General features: G+C 70.8%; 14 protein-coding genes. 5 read left to right on the top strand and 9 right to left on the bottom strand.

Annotation, left to right across the window (positions count from 1 at the left end; all coding sequences use genetic code 11):
* Window positions 1-16: 16 nt before the first annotated feature.
* Together BMY97_RS03655 and BMY97_RS03650 are read right to left on the bottom strand one after the other, a co-directional pair.
* Window positions 17-562, bottom strand: a complete 546-nt coding sequence (locus BMY97_RS03655) for a carbonic anhydrase (protein WP_177231154.1) — start codon at window positions 560-562, stop codon at window positions 17-19.
* A 20-nt stretch (window positions 563-582) separates the two neighbouring features.
* A complete protein-coding gene (locus BMY97_RS03650; protein ID WP_245787121.1) occupies window positions 583-1,284 on the bottom strand; it encodes an alpha/beta hydrolase in 702 nt (233 codons plus the stop codon).
* 102 nt (window positions 1,285-1,386) lie between these two features.
* Between BMY97_RS03650 and BMY97_RS03645 the strand changes: the two genes are divergently transcribed.
* The gene (locus tag BMY97_RS03645) at window positions 1,387-2,343 is read left to right on the top strand and encodes a GlxA family transcriptional regulator (protein ID WP_091612317.1); all 957 of its coding nucleotides are present in this window, start codon (window positions 1,387-1,389) and stop codon (window positions 2,341-2,343) included.
* A gap of 10 nt (window positions 2,344-2,353) precedes the next feature.
* Here BMY97_RS03645 and BMY97_RS03640 read toward each other — a convergent pair whose 3' ends face one another.
* Entirely contained in the window at window positions 2,354-2,638 is a 285-nt protein-coding gene (locus BMY97_RS03640; RefSeq protein WP_091612314.1) for a hypothetical protein, read from the bottom strand.
* Between the two features lie 394 nt (window positions 2,639-3,032).
* Between BMY97_RS03640 and BMY97_RS03635 the strand changes: the two genes are divergently transcribed.
* Window positions 3,033-4,178: a thioester domain-containing protein gene (locus BMY97_RS03635; RefSeq protein WP_091612312.1), complete on the top strand. Its 1,146-nt coding sequence runs from the start codon at window positions 3,033-3,035 to the stop codon at window positions 4,176-4,178.
* Between the two features lie 229 nt (window positions 4,179-4,407).
* Here BMY97_RS03635 and BMY97_RS03630 read toward each other — a convergent pair whose 3' ends face one another.
* From BMY97_RS03630 to BMY97_RS03620, 3 genes are read right to left on the bottom strand one after another with little or no spacing between them, the layout of a single operon-like run.
* Window positions 4,408-5,952, bottom strand: coding sequence for an AMP-binding protein (locus BMY97_RS03630; RefSeq protein WP_091612309.1), 1,545 nt, complete (start codon window positions 5,950-5,952; stop codon window positions 4,408-4,410).
* 16 nt (window positions 5,953-5,968) lie between these two features.
* Complete coding sequence (locus tag BMY97_RS03625; protein WP_091612306.1) at window positions 5,969-7,096, bottom strand: DUF5938 domain-containing protein; 1,128 nt, start codon at window positions 7,094-7,096, stop codon at window positions 5,969-5,971.
* A 28-nt stretch (window positions 7,097-7,124) separates the two neighbouring features.
* Window positions 7,125-7,928 carry an SDR family NAD(P)-dependent oxidoreductase gene (locus tag BMY97_RS03620; RefSeq protein WP_091612930.1) on the bottom strand — a complete coding sequence of 268 codons (804 nt, stop codon included), beginning with the start codon at window positions 7,926-7,928 and terminating at the stop codon, window positions 7,125-7,127.
* 167 nt (window positions 7,929-8,095) lie between these two features.
* Here BMY97_RS03620 and BMY97_RS03615 point away from each other — a divergent pair, with 167 nt between their 5' ends.
* The 3 genes from BMY97_RS03615 (at window position 8,096) to BMY97_RS03605 (ending at window position 10,651) form a co-directional block, all read left to right on the top strand.
* The gene (locus tag BMY97_RS03615; protein ID WP_245787120.1) at window positions 8,096-8,731 is read left to right on the top strand and encodes a TetR/AcrR family transcriptional regulator; all 636 of its coding nucleotides are present in this window, start codon (window positions 8,096-8,098) and stop codon (window positions 8,729-8,731) included.
* A 76-nt stretch (window positions 8,732-8,807) separates the two neighbouring features.
* Window positions 8,808-9,857 carry a Dyp-type peroxidase gene (locus BMY97_RS03610; RefSeq protein WP_091612300.1) on the top strand — a complete coding sequence of 350 codons (1,050 nt, stop codon included), beginning with the start codon at window positions 8,808-8,810 and terminating at the stop codon, window positions 9,855-9,857.
* The gene (locus tag BMY97_RS03605) at window positions 9,854-10,651 is read left to right on the top strand and encodes a family 1 encapsulin nanocompartment shell protein (protein WP_091612296.1); all 798 of its coding nucleotides are present in this window, start codon (window positions 9,854-9,856) and stop codon (window positions 10,649-10,651) included. The genes BMY97_RS03610 and BMY97_RS03605 overlap by 4 nt, the downstream gene beginning before the upstream one ends.
* Window positions 10,652-10,654: 3 nt before the next feature.
* On the opposite strand, the gene BMY97_RS03600 is transcribed toward BMY97_RS03605, so the two are convergent.
* From BMY97_RS03600 to BMY97_RS03595, 3 genes are all read right to left on the bottom strand, one after another.
* The gene (locus BMY97_RS03600) at window positions 10,655-11,257 is read right to left on the bottom strand and encodes a hypothetical protein (RefSeq protein WP_091612293.1); all 603 of its coding nucleotides are present in this window, start codon (window positions 11,255-11,257) and stop codon (window positions 10,655-10,657) included.
* Between the two features lie 80 nt (window positions 11,258-11,337).
* Window positions 11,338-11,544 carry a hypothetical protein gene (locus tag BMY97_RS47705; RefSeq protein WP_218156665.1) on the bottom strand — a complete coding sequence of 69 codons (207 nt, stop codon included), beginning with the start codon at window positions 11,542-11,544 and terminating at the stop codon, window positions 11,338-11,340.
* 152 nt (window positions 11,545-11,696) lie between these two features.
* Window positions 11,697-12,746, bottom strand: a complete 1,050-nt coding sequence (locus BMY97_RS03595) for an FAD-dependent oxidoreductase (RefSeq protein ID WP_218156664.1) — start codon at window positions 12,744-12,746, stop codon at window positions 11,697-11,699.
* Window positions 12,747-12,817: the final 71 nt, after the last annotated feature.

Genomic DNA, 12,817 nt, shown 5'->3' with positions numbered 1-12,817 from the left:
CGCTTATCGGGCCGGGTCACCGTCCGGCGGGCACGACCGTGGTGACGAGGCCGGTCTCGAGGTCGTACACGTGGCCCGAAACCTTTACCTCGTCCGGAATCTGCGGCGCCTGCCGCACCCGATCGACGTCCACGGCGACGGTGTGCGCCGGGTCCAGGACGGCGGTGTCCAGCAGGGTTCGCTCGTCGACGCCCATGCGTTCGGCGTAACCGCGGCGGATCGAGTCGTCGGCGAGCAGTGCCGAGCCGCAGCCGGTGTGGTGGATGATCGCGACCTCGAACCACGGGCCTTCGGGCGCCTTGGCCCCGACGAGGTAAGCGGCGTAAGCGATATCGCCGAGGACCGACGGGGTCACGCGGCCGCCGATGTTGCGCTGCACCAGCGCGTCGCCCATGCCGACGCCGAGCACCTGCGCGGGGTCGACGCGGCAGTCGAGGCAGGTGATCAGGTACAGGCCCTGCCGCGGCAGGAACGGGAGCACGGGTACTTCGGTCCGGACGTCGGTCGCGGCGAAGGCGCGGTTGCGGTCGAGCAGACGGTTGAGGTTGGTGTTGTCGGACAACGTAGGCCTTTCCAGGGTGTTCAGGCGGCGGCCGCGAGGATGAGCGCGGCGGTTTCGGCGGGGTGCGCGATCGGCACGGCGTGGGCGGAATCCAGCTCCACGACCGTCGAGCCGGCCCGCTTCGCCATGTCGCGCAAGGCTTCCGTCGGGATCGAGTGGTCGGCGGTCGAGATCAGCGCCCACGACGGCAGGGTGCGCCAGGTGGCCTCGCCGGTGAACGACTCGTCGAGCGCCGCGGGGTTGATCGGGTGCTGGGCGGCGGCGAGCACGGCCGCGGTCGCCGGGTCCAGGTCCGCGGCGTACACCTCGGCGAAGTGCTCGGGCCGCAGGTACAGGTCGTTGCCGTCCAGGGCCTCGCGGACCAGCGTGGTGTCCGGGGTCAGCTTGCTGCCGGGGAAGCGGTAGTTGAGTTCGCCCGCGGTCTCGCCGCTGTCCTGCTGGAACGCGGCGACGAACGCCAGCGACCGCACCGCGGGCGTCAGCGCGTCGGGGTCGGAGATGACCGAGCCGCCGTAGGAATGCGCGGCGACGGTGATGGGGCCGTCGATCGTGCTCAGGAAGCTGCGCAGGCGGGCGACGTCCGAGGCGAGTCCGCGCATCGGCATCGCGGGCGCGAGGACGCGGTGTCCCCGTCGCTGGAGTTCGGTGATGACGCCGTGCCAGACGGAGGCGTCGGTGAGGGCGCCGTGGACGAGCACGATCGTCGAGGAGCTTGGTGACACGGTGGTGTTTTCCTTCGCCAGTAGGGACTGTTCCCCGAGCATGGCTCGCGGCGGGCTCGCCCGGACAGCGGCAGTACTGACGGCTGGCGATAGGATGCTGCCATGAGCCGGCATCGGATCGCGGTGGTGCTGCTGGAGCAGGTGCTGCCGCTGGACTTCGCCATCCCCATGCACGTCTTCGCCCGCGAGGCGCCCGAGTTCTACGACGTCACGACCGCGACGGTGGACGGCGGCCCGGCCGGTGTCGCCGGTGGGCTGAGCGTGGTCCCCGACGGCGGCCTTGACCTGTTGCGCAAGGCCCAGACGGTGATCGTGCCCGGTTACGGCGGGGCGGCCGCCGGTGGACTGGACCGGATGACCCTCGGCGCGCTGAAAGCGGCGGCGGACCGGGGCGCGCGGATGGTATCGATCTGCTCTGGCACGTTCGCGCTCGCGCAGGCGGGCCTGCTCGACGGGCTGAAGGTGACCACCCACTGGTCCCTCTGCGACGCCCTCGCCCATCAGTTCCCGGGCGTGACGGTCGACCCCGCGGCGTTGTTCGTGGACAACGGTTCCGTGCTGACTTCGGGGGGCGTGACCGCGGGCGTCGACCTGGCGCTGCACATCCTGCGCAAGGACCTCGGCGCCTCGGTCGCCAACCACGTCGCCCGCCGGATCCTGGCGACGCCCCGCCGCGAAGGCGAGCAGGCGCAGTTCATCGAAACCCCGCCGGTGCCACCGGGCGACGACGCGCTGGCCGCCGCGCAGCAGTGGATGCTGTCCCATTTGGACGAACCCGTCACGGTGGCCCGGATGGCCGCGAAGGCGCACCTGTCCCCGCGGCACTTCCACCGGCTGTTCCTGGAGCGGACGTCGGTGACGCCGTTGAACTGGCTGCACCAGCAGCGCATCGGCCGGGCCAAGGAGCTGCTGGAGACCACGGACCTGACCGTCGAGGAGATCGCCACCCGCGTCGGGCTCGGCACCCCGGCCAACCTGCGCCAGCACTTCCGCCGCGCGACGAGCCTGTCGCCGATGCGGTACCGCCAACTTTTCCCTGGCGCGAAGGCCGCTTCCTGACCCGCGTTCGTTACGGCTCAGGCTCGGCGCCGGGCTCGTCCGTGGGCTTCGCCGGGCGGAGCAGTCCGGAGAGCGCCATCACGCCGGTCGCCACCCAGATGATCGGCTGCCCGGAGTCCGAGACGGCGGCCTGAGGCAGATCGGTGGACACGATCAGCACCGTCCCTGAGGACGCGACGGCCCACAGGATCTGCACCCGTCGGCCAGGGCCGATCAGCAGGTCCAGCAACAGCACCACGGCGAACCACCAGATGCCGAGGCCGATCAGCGCCCCGGTGCCACTGGAGATGGTCATCAGCAGCTCGCCGAGGCTCAGCAGCAGAACGGCGAACGCGGTTAAGGCCGCGGGCGTGGGAAGGGTCCCGGCGCCGAATCCGCCGACCGGCGCAGTTCCCGCGGCTGAATGGCGGCAGCGTGATCGTTTTTGTTCGGGAAAAGGCCGGTGAACGCGCCGTGGCGGTCGTCTGGAATGGACGTCTCTACCCCTCACAGAATGGCGTCAACCTGCCCGAACGGACGAGGTGGCAGCTTTAGGCATACCCCGAGTGAGCGCGTGTGTGGCGCGTGTATGCTCCCGTATCGCTTGAATGGGTGGAACTTCGCCCAAATGGGTGGCCGGGTGATCGGGGATTGTGGTCTCACGCGGCTCGTGACGGTCTGGTGGGTTCAGGGCTTCGGATAGGAGACTTATGCACGGCAGGTCAGGGCTGGTCAAGGGCGGGATCGCGGTGCTCGCCGCGGCCGCCGCGGTGCTGGTGGCGGCGCCGGCCGCCAACGCCGACGACGGTGCGGCCCAGGGCAAGGTGATCCCCAAGAGCGGTACCGAAGGGTTCAGCGTCAACCTCGAGGGCGGCACGAGCTTCGTCACCGAGCTGTTCGGCCTGAAGCTCTCCGACGGCAGCATGCTCAAGATGTACTGCGTCGAGATCGACACCGACCTGCGCACCGACCAGACCATGGTCGAGCAGCCGTGGACGAAGTACCCGAACCCGAAGTCGCCGTTCACCAAGAACAGCGACAAGATCAACTGGGTGCTGCACGAGGGCTACCCGGCCAACGACGCCGCCGCGCTGCAGAGCACGCTGGGCAAGAAGGGCGTCACGCTTCACGACGGGCTGTCCGAGCAGGAGGCCGTCACCGCGACGCAGGCCGCGGTGTGGCACTTCAGCGATGGCAAGAACATCAACCGCGACAAGCCGCTGCCGTACGAGAACGCCGACGCCTCGGCCGACGTGCTCGCGCTCTACGACTACCTGACCGGCAGCGCGAACACCGGCATCGGCCAGCAGCCCAAGCCGACCCTGAGCGTCACCCCGGCCAAGGCCGACGGCGCGGCGGGCACCCGGATCGGCCCGTTCACCGTGGCCACCACCGGTGACGTCACCGACCTCGCGAGCCAGCTGCCCGAGGGCGTCAAGCTCACCGACGCCAACGGCGACGCGCTGAAGACCGGCGACGTCAAGGACGGCACCAAGCTCTACGTCGACATCCCGAAGGACGCCAAGGACGGCACGGGCCAGTTCGTGCTGAAGGCCGTCGGGCACCTGGACACCGGCCGCCTGTTCGTCGGCGAGAACTACGCCAAGCAGCCGGCGCAGTCGCTGATCGTGGCCCAGTCGGAGAAGACCCAGGTCAGTGCCAACGCCTCGGTCAGCTGGACCGCCGCGGGCGCGGTCCCGACCACGGCGCCGTCCACCCCGGCCGGCAACAACTCGGGCCAGGCCCCGCTGGCGAACACCGGTGTCGACGCCTCGCTCCCGATCGGGATCGGCGCCGCGCTGGTCCTCGGCGGCGGCGCGATGCTGCTGCTGGTTCGCCGCCGCCGCAGCGCGTGACGAACGCAGTCTGAACCGCACGAAGCGGGGCTGGTCCACTGTGGACCGGCCCCGCTTTGCCTTGTCGCGGCAGGCCTGGGTGCTGCGATGACCGGCGCTATGCCCGCCGGGTGGCGCCGCAGCCACCACAGCACCACGGCTTCCGGCGTGGTGTCCTTACCAGCCCCTGCTCGTGCGGCGGCCGCGACCTCGGCCGGCCGGTACGGCCTCGGTGTCCCAGCCGCCCCGATCATCCCCCGATTCGCAGCTCCAGCAACCGCGCCTTGACGTCGGTCTTCAGCACCTTCCCGACCTTCGACCGGGGCAGGTCCGGCCAGACGAGCACCGCCTTCGGCGTCTTCACGCTGCCGAGGAGCGCCTTCACGGTGGCGCGCAGCTCGTCCGGGGTCGCTATCTGTCCACTGTGGATCTTGACGACGGCGGTCACCTGCTCGCCCCACTTCTCGTGCGGCAGCCCGACCACGGCGCAGTCCTGCACGGCCGGGTGGGTCATCAGGGCCTGCTCGACCTCGGCGGAGTAGACGTTGAAGCCGCCGGTGATGATCATGTCCTTCGCCCGGTCCACTATGTACAGGTAGTGCTCGGCGTCCAGGTAGCCGATGTCGCCGGTGTGGTGCCAGCCGTGCTCACGGACAGCCTTGGTGGCGTCGGGGTCCCGGTAGTAGCCCGGCATCACGAGCGGGCCGCGGACCACGATCTCGCCGCGTTCGCCGGGTGGCAGCAGCGCGCCGGACTCGGCCATGATCGCGACCTGGGTCAGCGGCGTCGGCCGGCCGGCGGAGGTGAAGCGCTCGCGGGCGAGCGAGCCGTCGGCGTGGAAGTGCTCGGCCGGGGCCAGCGTCGAGATCATCATCGGCGCCTCGCTCTGCCCGAACAACTGGCCCAGCACCGGCCCGATCCGGGTGATCGCCTCCTCCAGCTTGGTGGCCGACATCGGCGCCGCGCCGTACCAAAGGCATTGCAGCGACGACAGGTCCGCCGACGCCAGGGCAGGCCGGTCCAGCAGCAGGTAGATCAGCGTCGGCGGCAGGAAGCTGTGGGTGACGCGGTGCCGCTCCACCAGCGTGAGGAACTCGTCGAGGTCCGGCGCCGGCATCACCACGATCTCCCCGCCCAGCGCCATCACCGGGAAGCACAGCACCCCCGCCGCGTGCGTCAGCGGCGCCAGCGCCAGGTACCGCGGCCGCCCGGAGAACGGGTAGCTCATCAGCGTCAGCGCGGACATCGTTTCGACGTTGTGCCCGGTGAGCACCACGCCCTTGGGCCGCCCGGTGGTGCCGCCGGTGCCGACGAGCATCACCACGTCGTCCGGCGCCTGGACCTCCCACGGCCCGTCTTCGAGCCCGTCGAGCCAGTCCGGCAGCGAGACGGTGCCGGGGATCGAGCCGTCGAGGCAGACCACCGTGGCCAGCTTCGGCAGCAGCGGGCGGATCCGGGAGACGAGCGGTGCGAACGACTCCTGCACCAGCAGGCAGGTGCAGTCGAACAGGTCCAGCAGCTCCGAGTTCTCGGCCGCCTCGTTGCGCGGGTTGACCGGGCACCACACCGCGCCCGCGCGGCTGATGCCGAACACGCAGCCGAACGAGACCGGGTCGTTGCCGGACAGGATCGCGACCTTGTCGCCCGGCCGGACGCCCGAGCGCGCCAGCGCCCGCGCGACCCGCCAGGACAGCTCGCGCACGTCGCCGTAGCTGAAGGACGTGCCGGCCATGGTGAGGCAGGGCGCCCCGGGGTCCAGGGAAGCGCCCTTGTCGAGGTAGTCGCTCAGTCGCACCGCTCGTCCTCCGGGGTCAGGCGTGCACGGTCAGGATCGGGTTCGACACCAGGCCGAAGCTCCGGAGCACGCCGAGCAGCTCGCGGTGGCCGAACGCCTGGCAGGCGGAGGCGAACCCGGCCTGCTTCGGCGGCTGCTGCAAGAGCGAATACGCGGCGTACGCCTGCATCAGCCCGGTCTGCTTGTAGTTGCAGGTGCCGTGGATGACGCAGTGCGCGCGGCCCAGCGGACCGGACGCGTGCACCGAGTCCAGCGACGTGTTCAGCCGCTGGTTCTCCCGCGGCGGCATCTCGTCGCGCACCGCGGCGGCCTGCTCGTGCAGCACCTTGATCTTCTCCGCCTCGGGCAGGTCCTTCACCTGCTCCAGCACGGCCGCGACGATCTGCGGCACGCCCTGCATCAGCGCGCGGTCGAAGACCCCGCCGAGCGCCTTGACGTTCGCCACCCGCGGATCGCGCTTGAACCACACCGGGTGCGAGGTGCCGCCCCAGGGCAGCGCCAGCCCGACCTCGTGATAGCCGGGCACGACCACGTCCTGCGGGCCGCCGTCCGCGGGCCACTGCCGGTATTCGTTCTGCTCCAGGTAGTACGCCGAGGAGAGCGCGGCGTTGACCAGGATCGTCCTCGTCGAGGCGACGGTGGGGTAGCCCTTCCAGAACACCAGGATGTCCAAAGTGTCCAGTCCGGGCGTCTCGAGGCAGACGTTCGCCGCGATCTCGCCGGTGGTGTACATCTGCGCGACGCCGGGCGAGAGCAGCAGGCCCTGCTCGGCCATCCGCGCGCCGTACTGCTCCTCGGCGGTGATCAGCCAGTCCTGCTCGCCGGTGGTGTCGAGGTAGTGCGTGCCGGTGCGGGCGCAGGCCTCGACGACCTCGTGGCCGTACTCGCTGAACGGGCCGACGGTGTTGCAGACGACCTTGGCGTCGGCGAACAGCTCGCTCAACGGCTCGACCTCGTGCGCGACCTCGACCACCTCGTGGTCCACGGTGTCGAGGCCGGGGATGTGATCGAGCGTCTCCTGCAGCCGGGCCTTGTCGCGGCCCGCGGCGATGAAGGGGACGTTGTACTCGCGCAGGTATTCGCAGATCAGCCTGCCGGTGTAGCCGGAGGCCCCGTAGACGACAACGGGCTTGGCGCTGGTCATGAGTCAGCCTTTCGTTGGAGGAGCGCGGTCACATGCCCATGCCGCCGTCGACCGGCAGGCCGGCGCCGGTGATGAAGCGGGCGGCGTCGGAAGCGAGGAACACCACCGCGTCGGCCATGTCGGAGACCTCGCCGAGACGCCCGGCCGGGGTCTGCGAGACGACGGCGCCGATCGCGTCCTCGACACTCGGGAACAGCCCGACGTCGACCACGTCCTGCGCCAGCCGGCTGCCCATCTGCGTGGGCACCAGGCCGGGGTAGACGCAGTTCACGCGCACGCCGTAACCGAGCTTCCCGGACTCCATCGCCGCCACCCGGGTGAGCCGGTCGACGGCCGACTTGGTCGCGGAATAGCCCGCGATGCCGGGAAAGGCGATGATCGCCGCGACCGACGAGATGTTCACGACCGCGCCGCCCTGGCCGGCTGGGCCGCCCGGGCGCATGGCGCGGAACGCGTGCTTCACGCCGAGCGAAGTGCCGAGCACGTTGACCTCGAGCATCTTCCGCACGCCGGCCGGGTCGAGGTCGGCGACCAGCCCGGTGATCTCGACCCCGGCGTTGTTCACCACGATGTCCAGCCCGCCGAGTTCGGCGACGACCTCGGTGACGGCCCGCTCCCAGTTTTCGTCGTCGGTGACGTCGAGCCGGACGAAGCCCGCGGTGGCGCCGGTCTGCTTGATCGCGTCGGCCGTCGCGCGGCCCAGGTCTTCCTGCACGTCGCCGATGACCACGGCGGCGCCGGCCGCGGCCAGCGCTTCGGCCATTCCGGCCCCGAGGCCCTGCGCTCCACCGGTGACCAGTGCTTTCCGCCCGGTCAGGTCGTACGAAACCATCGACATCTCCTCCTTGAGACAGGCCTCGGATGCGGCGTGGCTCACATCATCAGCGAAATTTGGACGATCGTCAAGATTTTCTTGGACAGTCGTCAAGATCTCGTGCGACGCTAGACTGCGAGGGGTCCGCGAACTGCGCGGGCACCCCGAGGCGACAGGAAACCGTGGTGACCGAGGCGAGAGAGCGGATCTCGCGCCGCAGCGTGGACAAGTTCGCCCAGCGGCGCGCGCAGCTGGCGGAATCGGCGCTGCAGGCGCTCTCCGAGCTGGGCTACGCCCGCACGAGCCTGCGGGAGATCGCGCAGAAATCGGACTTCTCCCACGGTGTGCTGCACTACTACTTCGCCGACAAGGTCGAGCTGCTGACGTACGCGGTCCGCCAGTTCGAGGAAGTCTGCGTCACCCGTTACGACGACGTGGTGGCCGCCGCGAACTCCGCCGAAGACCTCAAGCGGGGCTTCGGCGCCGCGATGGCCGGCACCCTGCGCGCCGACGCCGTGATGCACCGGCTCTGGTACGACCTGCGCAACCAGAGCCTGTTCGAGGAGTCCTTCCGCGCCGACGTGCTGGACATCGACGAGCAGCGCGAGGCCATGGTCTGGCGGGTGGTGGAGCGTTACGCCGAGTTCGCCGGCGTGCCCGCGAAGGTCACCCCGCCGGTCGCGTACGCCACCTTCGACGGCCTGTTCCAGCGGGCCCTGCTCCAGCACCTGGCGGGCCGGGACAGCGCCGCCGAAGACCTCGAGCAGAGCGTGCCGCGCCTGCTGGAACTGCTGGTCTGCGCCGGAGCCCCGGCCGTGTGAGTCAGCCGGGCCGAAACCGGGTGTCCGGTTACGATGCGCAGCGTGTGTTCCGGTGACAGGAGGGCTTGTGGGGCCGATGGCGCGCGGTGAGACCGGGGCTTCGGCGGACCTGCCGCCCGAGTCGCAGGACGTGGTCGGGCCGCTCACCCGGGCGGCGATCTTCCTGGTGGTGCGAGTGAACGAGGGCACCGAGGACACCGTCAAGGATCTGTTGACAGACCTGCCCGGGCTCCAGCGCTCGGTCGGGTTCCGGTCGCTGACCGGCGGCCTGTCCTGCGTGACCGGCATCGGCTCCGCGGCGTGGGACCGGCTCTACGGCGGGCCGCGCCCGGCCGAGCTGCACGAGCTGCCGGTGTTCAAGGGCGACCGGCACGAGAGCGTGGTCAGCCGCGCCGACCTGCTGTTTCACCTGCGGGCCGACCGGATGGACCTGTGCTTCGAGCTGGAGACGCTGATCATGGCGCGCCTCGAAGGCGCGGTGACCGTGGTCGACGAGGTGCAGGGCTTCCGCTACTTCGACGCGCGCGACGTGCTGGGCTTCGTCGACGGCACGGAGAACCCGACCGGCCGGGGCGCGAGCGAGGCCGTGCTCGTCGACGACGACGGGGACTTCGACGGCGGCAGCTACGTCGTCGTCCAGAAGTACCTGCACGACATGGCGGCGTGGAACGCGCTGTCCACCGAGCAGCAGGAGCTGGTGATCGGGCGGCGCAAACTGTCCGATGTGGAGCTTTCGGACGAGGAAAAGCCCGCCGACGCCCATATCGCGCTGAACGTGATCACCGACGAGGACGGCAACGAGCTGGACATCCTGCGTGACAACATGCCGTTCGGGCGCCCGGCGTACGGCGAGTTCGGCACGTACTTCATCGGCTACGCGAAATCGCCGTCGGTGATCGAGCGGATGCTGGAGAACATGTTCGTCGGGTCGCCGCCCGGCAATCACGACCGCATCCTCGACTTCTCCACGCCCGTCACCGGCGCGCTGTTCTACGTGCCGACCGCCGGGTTCCTGGAGGACCCGCCCGCGCCGTCTTCCCGATCTTCCCCGGCCGCGCCGGAAAACGAGTCCGAGCCCGATGTGTCACTCGGCATCGGCAGTCTGCGAAGGAGTGCCCGGTCATGAACAACCTGCATCGCGAGCTCGCCCCGATCTCCTCGGCCGCCTGGTCGGAGCTCGAGGAGGAGGCCCGCCGCACGTTCCGCGAGCTGGCTTCCGCGCGCCGGGTCGTCGACGTGGTGGTGGCCGGCGATCTGTCGCTGTCGGCCGTCGGCACCGGGCACCTGGACTCGATCGCGTCGCCGTCGGCGGGGGTGCAGGCGCGGTTGCGCACGGCCCAGCGGATCGTCGACCTCCGGGTGCCGTTCACGGTCAGCCGCGACGCCGTCGATTCGGTGGAGTGGGGCGCGAAGGACGCCGACTGGCAGCCGGTGAAGGACGCCGCGCAGAACATCGCATACGCCGAGGACCGGGTGGTCTTCGACGGTTTCGCCGACGCCGGCATCGACGGCATCCGCCCGGCCTCGTCGCTGAGTCCGCTCGCCCTGCCTTCCGAAGCGAGCGCGTACCCGCAGGCGATCGGCGACGCGCTCGGCAAGCTGCGCGCGGCCGGTGTCGTCGGCCCGTACGCGGTGCTGCTGAGCAAGACGGCCTACACCGCCGCGATCGAGGCGGCCAGCCACGGTTATCCGGTGATCGACCACCTGAAGCAGATCGTCGACGGCGACATCATCTGGACCCCGGCCATCGAAGGCGCCTGCGTGCTCTCGACCCGCGGCGGCGACTACGAGCTGCACCTCGGCCAGGACCTGTCGATCGGCTACCTCGGCCACGATGCGTCCACTGTGGAGCTCTACTTCCACGAGACGCTGACGTTCCTGGTGAACACCGCCGAGGCCGCGGTCGGCCTGACCGCCTGAGCCTTACGGGCGCTGGATCGGGCAGCTCGAGGCGCTCCGGTACGCCGCGCCGATGGTCTCGGAGGACTGCGCCGCGTCGTAGAGCTCGCCGCCGTCCGGGTGGATGCTCGCCAGCAGCGCGTTGGCCTGGTCGAGGCGCGCGGTGACCGCGGCGTCCGAACCGGCCGCGCCCTGGTCGAACAGCGCGGCGGCTTTCGGCGCGGTCGAGTCGACGGACTGGCGCAGGCGGGCGGCGATGGCGTCGACGTCGTCCACCCCGGTGTGCGGGATCGAGTCGACGGAGGTCACCGCGCTGCGGACGAGCTGCGCCGAACTCGCCACCCGCTTGGTGAAGCCGCCGGGGTCGGCGTGCGGTGAACCGGCGTAAACCACTGGTGCCATGGAGATCGAGCCGGTGGTCAGGCACATCAGCAGCGCCCAGCCCCGCGGGTCCGGGCTCGCTGCGGGCCCCGGTGGCGCGGACACCGACGACACCGGCGGCGGTGCGACCGAAGAGACCGGCGGCGTCGACGGCGCGTCGGCCGCGGGCTGTCCGCCGCTCCCGCAGCCGCTCAGCAGGGTGAGGGCGATCAGGCCCGATCCGGCGACCGCCGATTTGCCGCGCATGGCCGTTCTCCCGATTCAGCAGTGGTCAGTGCACTCGAATCCTAAGCAATGCGAACGGGGACCGGGCCCGGCTGTCCGCATCATGCCGCGGGTTTCGAACTGCGTCCCCGCGTGACCCACAGCGCCCGGGCCACCGCGGCCGGAGCGGCCAGCGAGTTCGGATGGGCCAGCATGTTGATGATCCGGCTCAGGCGGTCGTCGGTCCGGGGGTCGGTCAGCGACGCCGTGAACATCCGGCCGGTGAGCCAGCGGATGAGCCGGTAGCCGGGCGGGTACGGCCCGTCCACGTGCGGGAGTTCGAGGTCGGCGAAGGCGGAGACCTGCCAGGCGGCGTCGATGATGACCCTGACCTGGTCGAAGTACGCCTTGGCCGGCTCGCGCAGGGACGGCTCGGCCCGCAGGTAGGCCGAAAGGCAGGAGGCGTGCAGGGCGGCCGAGGTCAGCCCTGCCCGTAGACCGGGTTGAACGACGCCACCGCGTCGCCGGCGGCGACCAGGCCCGCCGGAAACCGGCGCAGCGCATGGAAATCCCGCCGCCGGCTGTCGGCCTGGTGGTAGGTCAGCACTTCGCCGATCATCTCCGCGCGCTCGGCGATGTCGCCGAACTCCGGCGGGAAGTCGCGGCGGCACCGGGTGATGAAGTCCTGTGGGTCGCGGCTCGGGTGATCGTCGCCGTAACCGGAGATCAGCATGATCCAGCGGTCGCCCTCCACCCGCAGGACGCCGCCGATCCGGGCCGCCCGGTCCGGGGTGACGTCGGCGCCGGCCTGCGAGAGGACGGTGCAGACGTCGGTGATGCTGCTGTCGTGGCGGAACACCGCGGTGGCGTAGTTGAGCTTGATCGGCATCCGGTGGATCGGCGGGCGCTCCCAGCCGGCCCCGTCCAGCCAGTCGCCGAGCCGGCTGGAGCGGCCCATCGCGTCGACCACGAGGTCGGACGCCACCGTGACCGGCTCGCCGTCCCCCTCGGGCCGGTAGCTCGCGCCGGTCACCCGGTCCCCGTCGAAAACGAGCCCTTCCGCCCGTCCGGTCACCTGCCGGACGTTCCCGATGGCCAGGGTCCGGCGGCGCACCCGGTTCTCCAGGAACGACCGGGTGCTGAGCAGGAACAGCGGCTCCTGCGCCTGCGGCCGGGCGGCGCCGTTCACGAACCGCCGGGTCCGGGAGCCGTCGGCCGGCGGGATGACCGCGCCGCCCGCGACCGCCTCCGCGGTGAACCCGGGGTACCACCGCTCCAGCTGCACCGCCCCGGCCGGCAGCAGGGCGTGCACATGGCCGCCCTGGGGAACGCCCGGGCGTGGCCCGCCGTCCGCGGTGTCCTCGTCGCGTTCCACGATGAGGACTTCTTCGGCGTGCTCGCTCAGCACCCGCGCGGCCATCAGCCCGGCCACGCTCCCGCCCAGCACGACCGCCCGCCGGAGGAAGACCCGGCCGGGGCCGGGCGGCAACCCGGTGCTGAGCGTGCGGAATCGAGATGCGGTACTCGGCACGTCGGGACCCCCTCCTGCCAGGACGAGCGCAGAACATGAAAGACATTCCCAGGGTAACCGCCGCCCGCCGA

The sequence above is a fragment of the Amycolatopsis saalfeldensis genome, assembly GCF_900110575.1.
Taxonomy (GTDB): domain Bacteria; phylum Actinomycetota; class Actinomycetes; order Mycobacteriales; family Pseudonocardiaceae; genus Amycolatopsis; species Amycolatopsis saalfeldensis.
The sequence above is the reverse complement of the archived record's forward strand: the minus strand, read 5'-3'. Positions and strand labels throughout refer to the sequence as shown.